The 14,451-nt window shown below is 63.4% G+C and carries 6 protein-coding genes and 1 pseudogene; 6 read left to right on the top strand and 1 reads right to left on the bottom strand.

The annotated features are described in order from the left end of the window. The first annotated feature begins 174 nt into the window (after nt 1-174). From BN1193_RS05065 to BN1193_RS05075, 3 genes are all read left to right on the top strand, one after another. Entirely contained in the window at nt 175-1,902 is a 1,728-nt protein-coding gene (locus BN1193_RS05065) for a long-chain-fatty-acid--CoA ligase (RefSeq protein WP_040164423.1), read from the top strand. A 262-nt stretch (nt 1,903-2,164) separates the two neighbouring features. Beyond that, nucleotides 2,165-2,500 (top strand): hypothetical protein, encoded by a 336-nt coding sequence (locus BN1193_RS05070; protein WP_040164424.1) that lies wholly within the window; start codon nt 2,165-2,167, stop codon nt 2,498-2,500. Nucleotides 2,501-2,660: 160 nt separating this feature from the next. Further along, nucleotides 2,661-3,833 carry a GTPase family protein gene (locus BN1193_RS05075; RefSeq protein ID WP_052460438.1) on the top strand — a complete coding sequence of 391 codons (1,173 nt, stop codon included), beginning with the start codon at nt 2,661-2,663 and terminating at the stop codon, nt 3,831-3,833. A gap of 148 nt (nt 3,834-3,981) precedes the next feature. Here the strand turns inward: BN1193_RS05075 and BN1193_RS05080 are convergent. Next, nucleotides 3,982-4,140 (bottom strand): annotated as a pseudogene (locus BN1193_RS05080) (response regulator transcription factor); the annotation flags it as partial. A 326-nt stretch (nt 4,141-4,466) separates the two neighbouring features. Here BN1193_RS05080 and BN1193_RS05085 point away from each other — a divergent pair. The 3 genes from BN1193_RS05085 to BN1193_RS17840 all read left to right on the top strand — a co-directional run bounded on the left by BN1193_RS05085 (nt 4,467) and on the right by BN1193_RS17840 (nt 14,408). After that, nucleotides 4,467-7,349 (top strand): LamG-like jellyroll fold domain-containing protein, encoded by a 2,883-nt coding sequence (locus tag BN1193_RS05085; protein ID WP_094770277.1) that lies wholly within the window; start codon nt 4,467-4,469, stop codon nt 7,347-7,349. Between the two features lie 134 nt (nt 7,350-7,483). Next, the gene (locus BN1193_RS05090) at nt 7,484-13,756 is read left to right on the top strand and encodes an RHS repeat-associated core domain-containing protein (protein ID WP_141396623.1); all 6,273 of its coding nucleotides are present in this window, start codon (nt 7,484-7,486) and stop codon (nt 13,754-13,756) included. 76 nt (nt 13,757-13,832) lie between these two features. Continuing rightward, nucleotides 13,833-14,408 carry a hypothetical protein gene (locus BN1193_RS17840; protein WP_141396624.1) on the top strand — a complete coding sequence of 192 codons (576 nt, stop codon included), beginning with the start codon at nt 13,833-13,835 and terminating at the stop codon, nt 14,406-14,408. The last annotated feature ends 43 nt before the right edge of the window (nt 14,409-14,451 follow it).

Here is a 14,451-nt window from a genome sequence, read left to right on the forward strand (position 1 = left end):
ACGATACCCGCGGACATGGAACAACCGCTGGGCAGATGTCCCGGCCTCCATCCGCCCCCGCGTTCTGCACACCCCCGGGTTCTGCAGGACACCCCGGGTTCCGAAGGACCCCCCGGATGGGGACCGGTCCGGCGGCGGCAGAGGAAAGGGGCGCCGACGGCGTAATCTCGACGTATGGAGTTGAACGAGACGCGCGCCTGGAACAAGTTCTATGCGAAAGGCACGCCCGTCGACATCGAACCTGCGACCGGCTCGCTCTGCGACCTGCTGGACGAGCGCGTGGCGCAGTGGAGCGACCACGATGCGATCAGCTTCTTCGACGCCACCATCACCTACCGCGATTTCGGCGATCGGGTCGCCCGTGTCGCCGCCGGGCTCCGCCGGCTGGGTGTGGCGGCGGGGGACCGCGTCGCGCTGATCATGCCGAACGCCCCGCAGCACATGATCGCGTTCTACGCGGTGCTGCGCCTCGGCGCGGTCGTCGTCGAGCACAATCCGCTGTACACGTCCGACGAGCTCGAGGAGCAGTTCCGCGACCACGGCGCGCGCATCGTGATCGCGTGGGACAAGGTCGCGCCGACCGTGCAGGCCCTGCCGAAGGAGCTCGGCATCGCGGTCGTGGTGTCGGTGGACATCACCCGCGCGATGCCCGCGAAGATGCGGCTGATGCTCGCGCTGCCGATCGTGAAGGCCCGCGAGGCGCGGGAGAAGCTCACCGGGAAGGCCCCCGGAACCGTACCGTTCCAACGCCTGGAGCGGGAGAAGCCGATCGAGGCGGCGCATCCGCGACCGTCCGTTCATGACACCGCCTGCCTGCAGTACACCTCCGGCACCACCGGGACGCCCAAGGGCGCGATCATCAGCCATGGCAATCTGTGGTCCAACGCCTGCCAGGGCGCGGCCTGGATGCCGGACTTCACGCGCGGGGCGGGCAGCATCTACGGCCTGCTGCCCATGTTCCACTCGTTCGGGCTGCTGCTGTCGGTGATCTACTCCGTCGAGACCGGCTCTCGCGCGGTGCTCTTCCCGACCTTCGATCCGGCGCTGGTGGCCGATGCCGCTCGGAAGTTCCCGCCGACGTTCGTGCCGGCCGTGCCGCCGATGTTCGACCGGCTCTCCCGTGTGGCCGCTGAGGGCAAGCTCGACCTCAGCCACGTCCAGTACGCGATCTCCGGGGCCATGACCCTGACGCCCGCCGTCGTGCGGCGCTGGGAGACGCAGGCCGGGTCGATGCTCAACGAGGGGTACGGGCTCACGGAGACCAGTCCGGTCGCCCTGGCCAACCCGTTCAACGACGACCGTCGGATCGGTGCGATCGGCATCCCCTTCCCGTCCACGGACATCCGCGTGGTGAACCCGGACGAGCCGACCCAGGAGGTCGCGCTCGGCGAGGTCGGGGAGCTGCTTATCCACGGCCCGCAGGTGTTCCAGGGCTACTGGAACCGCCCGGAGGAGACGGCCGCAACCCTGCTCGAGGGCGGCTGGCTGCGCACGGGCGATCTGGTCGTGCAGGACGAGGACGGTTTCGTCACGGTCGTGGACCGGAAGAAGGAACTGATCATCACCGGCGGATTCAACGTCTCGCCAAGCGAGGTCGAGCGGATCGTGAACGAGACGCCCGGCGTGGCCGAGAGCGCCGTGGTCGGCATCCCGCGTGGTGGCGGTGCTGAGGTCGTCACGGCGGTCGTCGTCCTCGACGAGGGCGCGACCTTCGACGAGGAGGCCGCCCGCGCGCTCGCCCATCAGAGCCTGGCCGACTACAAGCGCCCGCGGTCGTACGTGATCTGGGAAGAACTGCCGAAGTCCCTCATCGGAAAGGTCCTGCGCCGGCGCGTCAAGGACACGCTCGTGGCGGACAAGCACGCCGTTCGCGCCGCGGTGGAGGCTGACGACGAGGCCTGAGCCGAGTACCGAACCCGGCTCGGCGATGAGCTGACGCGGGCCGGCGAAACCACGCACGTCACCGCGGCCCGAACGTCGTCTCCGCACGGCCTCCGCGGGGATGCGGTAGCCGCGCCGACAGGTGCCGCGAGCGGTCGGGCCGAACGCACGGTTCCCGCAGCGGACTCGGCATTCTCGCGCTTCGGCGGAGTTCTCGCTTCGATCGCCGACCCGATCCCGATTCGTTCTACGCTTCCAGTCCGGACGGAGCGCGGGAGGAGCCATGGACCGCAGGGCCGAGAACACCGCACAGGCGATGCGCCTCGTGCCGGTGCGCGCCGGTGGTTTCGCACCTGCCCGCGCCGGAAACGGCCGGATGGATCCCGTGGGGACGAACTCTGCGGGCCGCATCGAGCACCTGCCTGGTGGCGCCTGCTCAGGCGGCGCCGGGACCACACCACGTGTGTGGTCGCCGCCGTCGCGTGAGACGGAGGGCACGTCGCCGGCCGTCGGGGTCGACGACGATCGCTTCGGGTCGATCGTCGCGATGGCCGTGGTGCTCGTCACGATGAGGACGGCGCTTCGCCAGTGGCGACGTCGCCTCGCCCCCGGTCCGTAGCGAGCACCGGTCTGGCCCGGTGCACGGAGAGCCCCGCATCACATGGCAGGTGCGGGGCTCTCGGCCGTCCGGACTCGGCCCCCTGCCTGATCCTCCGGGGCACAGGATATGTTTGTCCCGCGCAGCGGCAACCCTCCGGTGCCGCGGCAGAGGGGACACCATGACAGCGCAGCGCGGCGAGCCGGATCAGCCGGCGCAGGCGATCGACGGCACGCCGTTCCTGGAAGCCACGGCGGAGGCGAAGGCCCGCTACGGCCGGTTCAATCTCGCGATCGTGGGAGCGACCGGAGTGGGGAAGTCTTCGCTCGTGAACGCCGTCTTCGGCCGTGACCTGGCGAAGGTCGGAAAGGGCCTGCCGGTCACCCGCGGCGTCCACTACTACCACGACGAGTCGCTCGGGATCTGGGATCTCGAGGGTTTCGAGATCGGTTCCGCTTCCACACCGGCGGAGACGCTGCGTGGCCACCTCGCGACGATCGCATCCCGTCCGGCGAGTGAGCAGATCGCCGTGGTCTGGTACTGCGTGCTGTCCACGGCGGATCGCCTCACGCCGCCGGACATCGCGATGATCCGCGAACTCGACGCCGCCGGGCTGCCGGTGATCCTGGTTCTCACGAAGGTGGACTGGACGAAGAATCCGCTCACCGGCAAGTACTCCGCACCGAAGGACGTTGAGGAGTTCCGGGATTGGCTCGAGCACCCTGTCGACGCGGACGGCCGACCGGTCGACCTGCGGGTGCAGGGCGTCGTGCTCACCGCCGCGTACAACAAGCACGGAAAGGGCGCGGGGCACGGGCTCGGTGAGCTCGTGACGCAGACCCTCGCGCTGTCGCCGGAGAACGAGAAGGACGCGTTTCGCATCGCGCAGCGACTCAACCTCCCCTGGAAGCGCGAAATGGCGCGGCCGGTCATCAGTGCCGCCGCTTCTGCCGCGGCCGCCGCGGCGGCGGTTCCCATTCCGGTGGCGGACGCCGTGGTTCTGGCGCCGATCCAGATCTCGATGATGGGCCGGATCGCGGCGATCTACGACCTCGAGCTGAAGACCATGATGTCCGCCGGCGCTCTCGCGCAGCTCGGCGTGCAGATGTCCGGTCAGGCGCTTGCCCGGAGTTTCCTCAAACTCATTCCGGGGGCAGGCAGCGTGATCAACGCCGGTGTTGCGCTGGCTGTCACGGCTGCAACGGGGGAGGCCTGGATGCGCCTGTGTGAGGCCGTGCACACGGGCAAGATCGACGTGTCCAAGATCGGCCAGACCTGGTCCTCCTACGCGCCATCCTTCGTCGACGTAGTCCGCAAGATCGCCGACAACCGCCGCTCCCGCCCCGGACACTGACCGCCGCTCCGGTCCGCCGCGTGTCGGGAGCGGCGCGCGACGCTCCGGTGCCTGGTCTGGCTGGGGCTCCCGATTCCATGACGCAGTGAGAACTCTCACCCCTCGACTGTGCCACCCGATGTCGGGCGCTCGGGACGCGCCGGACGGTTCAGGGGCTGCGGGTGGGTCCGGCGAGGCCGTGCTCGTGCGCGAACACGGCCAGCTGCACGCGATCGCGGAGGCTGAGCTTGCGCAGCAGCGAGCCGACATGGCTCTTCACCGTGGCCTCGCTGAGGAAGAGCGCCGCGGAGATCTCCGCGTTCGTCATCCGCGCGGACGAGACGGCGCCGGTGTATGTGGAGGTTTCCGCGGGCGTCGTCGCGCACTCCTATGCGCTGCCGGCCGCGTGGGATCGAACTGCGGTCGTTGCGCGCCGCTGCACCTTCCAGGCGTAGTAGCCGGAGAGGTGCGGGGACAGTGTGTTCACGTTGATCGAGAGGCCATCGAGCCTCCTATGCGCCTGGGCCTCCGCGGTATCGGGATGGGGTCAAAACCGGTGAAGTTGCGCAGGGCGGGATTTCTAACTGAACGTTCGCTGGGTGTTCCCTTTCAGGGCCGTATGAGTATAGGTTCATCTCAGATCTGAGGATCGCTGTGCAGGAACGGGTCCTGCCTGGGGGGTATGAGGGCGATCTCATGCGCGCATGGGCGCTCATTGGCGTGTCCGCAATGCTGGTAGCAGGCATCAGCTATGCAGGGCAAACACCAGTTGCGGCAGCGCCACCTGTCAGCAGCGTGAATCCTGCGGTTGATTCCCCCGATGCAGAAAAGGCCGCGGCTGATGCAGATATCGAGAGCGCGGCGGATATAGCTACCGAAACGGGAGAGGCCGTCGTAGTCGACAGCCTGCTCACCCCTCTCCAGACGGTGACGGCCCAGCCTGACGGTTCGGTGCAGGTTGAGATTTCGACGGTGCCAATTCGTGCAGAGGTAAGCGGAGAGTGGCTGCCTGTTCAGACCGACCTAGTCCTCGAAGACGAGTGGTATGTGCCTACGGTCAGCGCTGCTCCTGTGAGGTTCTCAGCTGGTGGGAGCGACATCATGTCCCAGATCCAGACTGAGTCGGGCGAATGGGTGACGGAGTACTCTGCGACGGGCGATCTCCCCAAGCCTTCTATTGAAGGTGACACGGCGACCTACTCGGAGGTGCTTCCCGGGGTTGACCTCAAGCTCGTCGCCACGAAAACCGGCATGGCTTCTATCTACGTTGTGAAGACGCCCGCCGCGGCGAAGGCGAGCCGTCTTGGAAACCTTGAAGTTGAGATTGAGGGTGCAGAGCTCACGACCCCTGAACCGGGCCGGCTGGAGGCGACGGCTGACGACGGCACGTCGCTGATCTCCGCTCAACCTCTCTGGTGGGACTCGTCTGGTGGAGGGACATATCGAGAGCCTGGACTGGAGAACGTGCCCGCCCCCGTGAGCCACGAGATTGAGGGGCAGCAACTCACTATCGACGTCGCGGAATCTGTTCGTGTGGAGGAACGGCGTGGCGGCGATGAAACCGTTTACCCGATCTTCGTTGACCCGGACTGGAGCACGGGCATCAACACATCCTGGTACACCGACAAAGCCTTCCCAGCGGTTTCATACCTGACGGCTGGTGCTTCGGATGTGCTCCGTGTTGGCGTCTGGGCTGAATACCACTCGAACATGTACTTCGAACTCCCGATGCCGACTTTCCTCGCGGCCGGCGATGTCAAGAAGGCGCTCCTGTCTACGAAGATCGTTGCCATCATGGCGTGCGGACAGCAGTCGATTCAGTCGCGCTACCAGACGACTTACAAGAATCCAGGCTTCACGTGGAACCAGGAGCAGGCTTGGAAGGCCGCTGGGACCATGGGGTGGAGCGCTCCTATGACGACATGGACCAGTCGCGACTGTGGGGGTGTGGTGCCATATTCCACCGGCTGGGATGTCGCGGCAGCGGTGAAGAACCGCCTCAGCGTGAACGCAAGGTCCGTCCAGATCGTCTACTCGCCCACCAGTGCCACAGCGCCATCGCGGTTGCACTTCGACCGTGCAGCGACGCTCACGATCCAGTACAACCGTGCACCATCCACGCCTACTGAGCCGAAGATCATCAGCCCAACCCGCGCTTGCGGAACTCTCGCCGACCCCGCGATGGTCAGTGCCACGAGCGTGACGGTATCTGTGGGCCAGCAGGACCCCGACGGCGGAAATGTGAAGACGAGCTTCCGACTGTTCAAAGCAAACGATTTGTCGGTCGCAATCAAGAACCAGTACTCACCGCTGGAAGCTGGTGGCACTCGCTCGATGACCTTCAGTGGCCTGACCAACGGAACGGCCTACGCGTGGAATGCGCGTGGCGACGACGGCGAACGAGAGAGCGCCGCCGGCTCCACCGTCTGCTACTTCACCGTCGACACGACCAAGCCTCCAGCACCCCAGATCACTGCACCGTCCACGTCGATGACGGTGGGCGTGCCTGTCGCTCCGACGTTCCAGAACGAGCCAGCCGACGTAGCCGGATACGTGTACTGGCTGACCGCAGGTCAACAGACCACAACGCCCGCAATCCCCGTCGATGGGGTGGTGTCGACAACCGCGCTCTTGCCGGCCTGCGATGCAATCACGGTAAACGCCCACCGCATGTGCAAGGGTGCTGCCCCGAAGATCGCTCCGGTAGACGACTACTCGGTGGCTTGGTTCGCGGCGTACGACCGCGCTGGCAACATGTCAGCACCTACAGGTGTCAAGCTGTATGGCGCGTCCGCTCCAGCCCAGCCCGCGGACATCAGCGGTGGGCACGGATGGCACTTGGACAACAATGATGCCGTTCCGTTGCCGGCCTCCGTCGCTGACACGAACTACGGCCTGGCTCCATCTGCTGCCATCGCGTTGACTATCCCGTCCACGCTGCCGCAATCTACCGTTTCGCCTGTCCGGGACAACTCGCCCAACTGGCCGGTCCTGAAGCTCGGAACGACGCCGAACGGAACGGACGCAATCAAGACTGCGTCAACGCCGGCGAACGCCAGCAAGAGCTTCACCGTCAGCGTCGCGGTGAACAGCCCTTCACTGGCGTCCAGCGAACAGATCCTGTTGTCGCAGTCAGGGGCGGGACGTGGCTCCGTGAAGATGAAGACCACGTCAACCAATCAGTATGCGTTTTGCATCGAGGGAGCGTCGGCCGCCGACGATAACGGTCGTCCCGTCAGCACCTGCGTTACCGGCGGCTCGGTGACGGCCAACAAGTGGACTGTCGTCACCGGAATCTGGGACGCGGGCAACGAGGAGATGCGTCTCCTCATTGACAACGACATCGCACCGGTTGCGCGCGCCAGCCATGTGCTCGGATCAGGTGACTGGTCGGCCAATGGCCCGCTGGTCCTAGCACCCGGGCCGAGCACGTCCAGGTTCACCGGCTTGATGACGAACCTCACTGTCATTCCTGCCGTCGTCAACAGCGACCAGCTGTCGATGCTGGCCCGATTCATGTCCCCGTTCGCGAGCTGAAAGTCACGCCGATGACGAATGTGAAAGCTGTATCTCGCTGGTGCCTCACCGCCGCCGCAACGCTGGCCTTGGTCGTACCAGTGGGGGTGGTAGGCCAAGGCGCCCAGGCCCAACAAAGCGCTGAAGCACCCCTCGTGGATGTTCCCGTCTTCGCTGACCCCGTGCCAGGGGAACTCGAGGGCCAGGCCGAACAGTTTGACATCGGGCCGGCGGCTGAGAATGATGCAATCCCGCTTCCAACCGCCGTCGAAACGGTACCTGAGGTTGACCTCGTGCTGTCGACTTCAGACGAGGTGCCAGCGGTGACGACGGAGGGGCCCAAGGAGTCGACTCCAGCAACGACTTCGGGAGAGTGGCAGCCGCTGGGCGACAGCGGTATCGCGTTGGCAGTCACCGACCAGACGGCTCTTACCGACCGGAAATCTGAGGATGCCGGCAGTGACCCAGGTCCATCGCCGGCGCCGACACCCACCGGGCCATACCCGTCTCCTCACCCGTCAGCCACCGCTCTATCTGCGACACCGGATAGCCCCACAGCTTCACCGCCCCCTACCCAAAGCCCGGCAGCATCCGAGACTCCAACGCCGGACGTGTCGGAGACACCACTACCGACCCCTGCGCCGACTGAATCGGCAACACCGAACCCGAGCCCAAATCCCACGCCCACTAAGCCCGAAGAAACACCCGACGCTGCGGGAGATGAGCTCGCGATTGTCGCTGCTGTCCTCGATGCGGGTGCGGCGGAAGAAGCGGGAGGCGAGGGAGTCCTTATTCCGTTGACTTCCGAGGCCGACGAACCCGCACCTGTAGCGGTGAGCGTTCCCGATGAAATTCTCATCGGGATGTATGGCGCGGACTTCTCGCACCGTGTGCGATGGGTTCAAGTGCCGGAGGGCACCGACTCAGCAGACATCGCCGAGACAAGCCTCCCGGTAGCGTCCGCGTCCACCGACGCCGCGACAGTCCTTACACCTGTCGTGTCGAGTGAGACGACCCTGCTGATGGCGGTGGCCGCGGCAGACTCCGGCAACGGAACGGGTTCCTATTCGGCAACGCCCCTTAAGTCCGCCTCAAGCTGGGACGTCTCAGAGCAGACCGGAGCTTTCAGCTGGACCTACGAGATGGCCGTTCCCACGGCGGGCGCTGGTCCGACGCCACAGGTTGGCTTGAACTACAACTCCCAGTCTGTCGATGGGCTGACAGGTTCCACCAACAACCAGCCCTCCGTCGTCGGTGAAGGCTGGGCACTGGGCGCGACGGGGTTCATCGAACGCTCATACGTGTCCTGCGCTTTGGACGATGGCGCATCCGGAGCCGTGAAGACTTCAGGCGACCTCTGCTGGCGTAGCGACAATGCCACCGTCTCGATGGCGGGACACTCCGGGGCTCTCATCAAGGACAAGACCTCCGGAAAGTGGAAGCTCGAGTCCGATGACGGCAGTCGCTTCGAGCAGCTGGTGGGAACAGCCGCGGGTTGCGGCGTCAACGGCACCGAGAGCAACGACTGCTGGCGGATGACGACAACCGACGGCACCCAGTACTTCTTCGGCCTGAATCGGCTCCCGGGGTGGGTTGCGGGCAACGAAGTGACTAACTCGACTTGGACCGTCCCCGTCTACGGCAACGACACTGGAGAGCCCTGCCACGCCTCAACCTTCGCGGCGTCATCGTGCATGCAAGCATGGCGATGGAATCTCGACTATGTCGTGGACGTTCACGGCAACGCTCAGACGTTGTACTACACCGCCGAGTCCAACAAGTACGCCAAGGGCGGTTCGGGCGCGACCTCGTACCAGCGAGGCGGCGTGCTCAGTCGTATCGACTACGGGCTTCGGAACGACGCGATCCTCACCGCGGACGCAGCTGGCTACCGCGTGCTCTTCACCTACGACCCGAATGGTCGTTGCAACGACACCACCGGGGCGAAATGCACCGCCAGCTCACTCGCCACCGCAACCAAGCCAACAACCCCCTCCGCATACCCCGACGTGCCGTGGGACCAGTACTGCACAGCGGCGAGCTGCTCGGCGTCTCAGATCGCGCCAACGTTCTTCACCAACGCGAGCTTGACGAAGGTGCAGACCCAGGCCAAGGTCTCGGGAGCGTACAAGACCGTCGACACATGGTCGCTGGGGCATTCGTACCCAGCTCCCGGCGATGGAATGTCTGCGGCATTGTGGCTTACGAAGGTCCAACGTGTCGGTACCGCTGCCGGCCAAGCAGCGGTCACTGAACCCGCAACTGAGTTCACCGGCACCACGAAGCAGAACCGCGTGTGGGCTATCGACGGCCTTGCACCGCTCGACAAGTGGCGTCTGAGCTCCATCAAGACGAGTCTCGGTGCCGTCATCAGCGTCAACTACAAGGCCCAGCAGTGCACCGTTGAACAGGCCGCTGCAATCATTGCTGCACCAGAGACGAACACCAGGTGGTGTTTCCCAGAATGGTGGATTCCAGCGGGACTCGAACCGAAGAAGGACCTGTTCCACAAGTATCCAGTGACCTCAGTCACGGTGAATCCGAAAACAGGTGGTCCATTGTCGAAGACAATGGTCACGCAGTACAAATACGGGACGCCGAAGTGGCGATACAACGACTCCCCACTTCTGGTCGGCAACAAGGCGACCTGGAACGTCTTCGCTGGCGTCGGGTCCGTTGAGGTTCGTGAAGGCAATACCTCTGCGAGCAGCTCGCAAAAGGTGACCAAGACCTGGTATTACCAGGGCATGTACGGCGACCGTGCAAATGCAGCCGGCGGAACGAAGACCGACGTCGTGAGCGGCACAGCGACTGTCAAGGACTACCGCTACTTTGCCGGGATGGTCTACCGGCAACAGGTGGAACTTGGGGTCGGTGGTTCGGTGGTCTCGAACGTCGTCAATGGCCTGTGGGCCTCGAGCGTGACCGCCGACGATGGCACTCGCACCGCTCGCATGGTCAACACCGCGAAGAGCACCCTGACCGAACCGCTCGCAGACGGCGGGACACGCACGCTGGTGACCGCCACGACGTTCGACGGGACCTACGGATACTCGCTAACAGTGTCCACCCAACCATCGGACGCGGCGGCCACTTGTACGACGACGAGTTATGCAACCGCGAACACCACAGCCTGGGTACTCGGGCTCCCGTCTGAAGAAAAGACGGTGACGAAGGCTTGCGCTGACGTTGCCACCGCGTCCTACCCGGATGATCTCGTCAGCGATGTGAAGACGAACTACGACGGAGCGGCTTGGGGAGCCGCAGCGACGCGCGGCCTTCCTACCCAAACTCAGCAGGTGGACCGCTACGACGGCGCGACTGCGCACTGGGCGACCACTGGAAAGAAGAGCTACGACGCTCTTGGGCGCGTGGTCAAAGTCACCGATGGACTAGGGCGCGCGTCCACGACGGCCTACACGCCGGCAACGACTCAACCAGCGACCAAGACAGTCGCGAAGAACAGCGCACCGTTCTCATTTGCCACGACAACGAACCTCGACCCGACCACCGGTCAAGCAACTTCTGTCGTCGATCCGAATGGGGCAACCACGACGATTCAACTGGACGGTCTCGGCCGGACCTCGAAGGTGTGGTTGCCGCTCCAGCCCAAGGCGTCCAATCCCGACGTGCCATCATTGCAATTCAGCTACACGCTTTCACAGACGGCCCCGAACGCCATCAAGACTTCAATGCTCGTTGCCGGTTCGGTTGTGAACTCGTTTGATCTCTTTGACGGGCTCGGACGAAGTGTCCAGAGGCAGACTGCTGCGAGTGGCGGCGGCACCGTGGTGCGGACAAAGAACTACGACGAGCAGGGACGCCAGTACTTCGTAGACAACGACTACTGGACCACCTCCATCGAACCGGGAGTGACCTTCTTCACCCCGACATCCGAGAACAACGTTCCCTCTCAGGTTGTCACCACGTTCGACGCGATTGGCCGACCGGCCCTCTCAACGCTCAACAGCACAGGTACGAAGCGTTCAGAAACCGCAACGACGTACCTCGGTGCTGACCGCGTCGATGTCCTGCCGCCAACAGGCGGTACGCCGACATCCACATTCACGAACTCGCTTGGGCAGAAAACCACGTTGCAGCAGTACTTGGGTGGGACACTGACCGGTACGCCACAGGCGACGAAGTACGCCTACAACGGCGCTGGGCGGATGACAACGATGACCGACCCGGCCGGGAACGACTGGACCTGGACGTACGACCTTCTGGGGAACCGCGTCAAGCAGACGGATCCGGACTCAGGAGCATCATCGGCGACATACGATCTCGCCGGGAACATGACCTCCACAACCGACGCCCGCGGAAAGACCGTCACGACAACCTACGACGAAATCAACCGGAAAACTGCCATGTACTCCGGCACAGCATCCGGCGCGTTGCTCGCGTCTTGGACATACGACACGGTTAAAAAGGGCTTGGCCACGTCCAGTACCTCCTACACCGGGTCGACTGCAACGGTAATCGGTAAAGCCTACTCGACCACCGTTGAGAGCTATGACGCGGGCGGAAACGCCACGAAGAAGACGTTGTCGATCCCAGCTGGGGCGCCGGCATTTGCAGGGACGTCCTACTCGATGTCGTACAGCTACAAGAGCGACGGCTCACCATCAACCGTGACCATGCCGTCGATGGGCGGCCTGCCGGCTGAGACGCTCTACTACACGTACAACTCGTTCGGACGTCTGTCCGCCCTCGACGGTGCATCAGACGTGCTCTCGAGCACCATCTACTCACCCATTGGACAGCTGTCACAATTCACCCGTTCAAACGGCGCGACAACCGCCTACTCGACATACGGCTACGACAACGCCACCGGTCAGCTCCTCGCCATCAAGGACAACGCTGTATTCGGCGGTGCCGGCCACTACGTCGCAGACCGCACCTTCACGCGGGATCTCGCTGGGAACGTCACCTCGCAGACCATCGCCTCGGCGCTTCCGACGGCCGGGACACAGAAGACGTGCTACGCCTACGACGGCCTGAGGCAACTGACTAGGGCTTGGACACCGAACGCAGCGTCAACGTGCAAGACTACCCCGTCGGCGGCAACCATGGGCGGTATTGCACCGATGTGGAACGACTACACGTATGACACCGCCACGGGAAACCGGAAGTCCATGACTTACCGGACATCCGCAGGAGTCGCCTCGACAGTGTCGTACACCTACCCGGCCGCAGATTCTGCGCGGCCGCACGGTGTCACCGCTGTCGCCGGCCCTGTCGATCTCGGATCTGGTACCTATAAGTACGACGCCGCCGGGAACATGATTGAAATCCCGGGGCAGAAGATCACGTTCAACGATGTCGGGAAGGCAACGAAGATCGTCGCGGGCGCCACAACCCAAGAGAATATCTATGACGGGGACGGTAACCTCCTTCTGCGAACCAGCACAACTGAGGGATCGATGTTGAGCGTCGGGAGCACCACACTCACTCAGGCAAAGGGGTCAACGGTCATCGCGGGGTTCAGAACGTACTCTGCTGCAGAGGGCAAGCCCGTGGCACAGCGTTCTGCGAAGACCGGCACGGCCGGCAGCACCCTGACGTGGTTGTTCAGCAACATGGACGGAACGGTGGATACGCAGACCAACGCCTCAACGGGCGCGACGGTGCGACAATACCGCGACCCGTTTGGTGTACCCATCGGCGGGGCGAGCGGGCAGTGGCAGGACGGCAGGGGCTTCCTCAACAGCTCGGTCACCCAAAACACTGGGCTCACGACTGTTGGAGCTCGGATGTACTTCGCGACGGTCGGCAAGTTCATCAGCGTCGATCCTGTCGTCGAACCACTCCATCCCCAGCAGAACAGCGGCTATGCGTACTCCCACAACAACCCTCTGACCAAGAGCGACCCAACCGGTCTTCGCCCTGAAGAAGGGTGCTGGGCAACAAGCAGCGGTCAATGCTCGCTCGGAGGTGGCGACGTCGTCCAGCCTCCGACGCAACCCTCGGGCGGCGGTCAAGGGGCAGGCGCTTCGAGTGCGAGCACCCCGGGCCCCTATTCGGAAAGTCGTAGCAAAGATGATGACGCATTTTGGGGCGCCTCTGGGCCCTGGACGCAGAAACTGACTAGAGTCGCAAGCCATTGGGGAAAGACCCCAGAGGAGATAAGAACGGCTCTTCATGACCTAAAAGATGAAAATAAAATCGGCAACGGGGCGGGTAAACATAATACCGACCTTGAAGTGAACATTGAGACAGGTGATGTAAGATTCCCTGATGGCGATGGTGAGACCATTGACAACCTCGACAGGTACCTCGAAGAGTCCCATTGGGAGCCGATTAACTCTCGCCCGGAGATTACTGGCTTCCAGGCGCCGGCAATTGATCCAGCCATTGTCGCGCTGGTAGCAATAATCGGTATCGGAGGGTTGATCCTAGTCTCTCCGCTAATTGCGGCTACCGGATGAAAGGTGCATGTAAACCATGGCCCATGTTTGGCTTAATGCTTCAATCAAAAGGGACCTAGCCGACAATGATCGCTCATTGCGTGACATCAATCTGGCCGATCTGACCATACGCAAATCGCGTCGTCTCTATAGTGTTAGCCAAGACCTCACCTTCCGTAGCGATGGGACGCTAATTCCTCCACCGGTCCAGAGTTTTCGGCAGTGGAATGCCGCATTGGCCGCATTAAGTAGCGCCACTCGTCGTCAAGTCAAATGCAGTCTTGTCGTATACCTGACGGGCGAGAATCAAACAGTGATATTTCCTTCTGAATGGTTGACCCAGTGGCGGTCATCTCTTGAGGACATCTGGTTTGAGACCAGCCCCGTTTGCTCGGTTGAAGGTGAGGACGAACTCACATACACGGTGCGAATGGACGACGGTACTGTGGTCAGCGAGATCATCAGTGGGCACGACTCGGGTGTTCGCCAGACTCGCCTGACGAATATTTTCGACCGATTGCCAACGATGCGGCAGATGGGAGCAAAGTCGCAGAGTGAGTTTCACTTGATCTCCCGTGGGGGCATTGTAGGGGTTGTACTGGAAGGCGTGATGCTCGACATCATTCTCGGCCGCGGCGACCGCCTCGTTATCTCAAACGCTGAACGGAGTTAGGTCCCCCTCAATTTTTTGCCTGAGTTTGAGGCGCCCAAGCCAT

Origin of the sequence: Microbacterium gorillae, assembly GCF_000826185.2 — a bacterium.
GTDB lineage: Bacteria > Actinomycetota > Actinomycetes > Actinomycetales > Microbacteriaceae > Microbacterium > Microbacterium gorillae.

What these genes read in the sequence shown, in the direction of transcription:
- BN1193_RS05065 (WP_040164423.1), top strand. Translation starts at nt 175, where the DNA reads ATGGAGTTGAACGAGACGCGCGCCTGGAACAAGTTCTATGCGAAAGGC.
- BN1193_RS05070 (WP_040164424.1), top strand. Translation starts at nt 2,165, where the DNA reads ATGGACCGCAGGGCCGAGAACACCGCACAGGCGATGCGCCTCGTGCCG.
- BN1193_RS05075 (WP_052460438.1), top strand. Translation starts at nt 2,661, where the DNA reads ATGACAGCGCAGCGCGGCGAGCCGGATCAGCCGGCGCAGGCGATCGAC.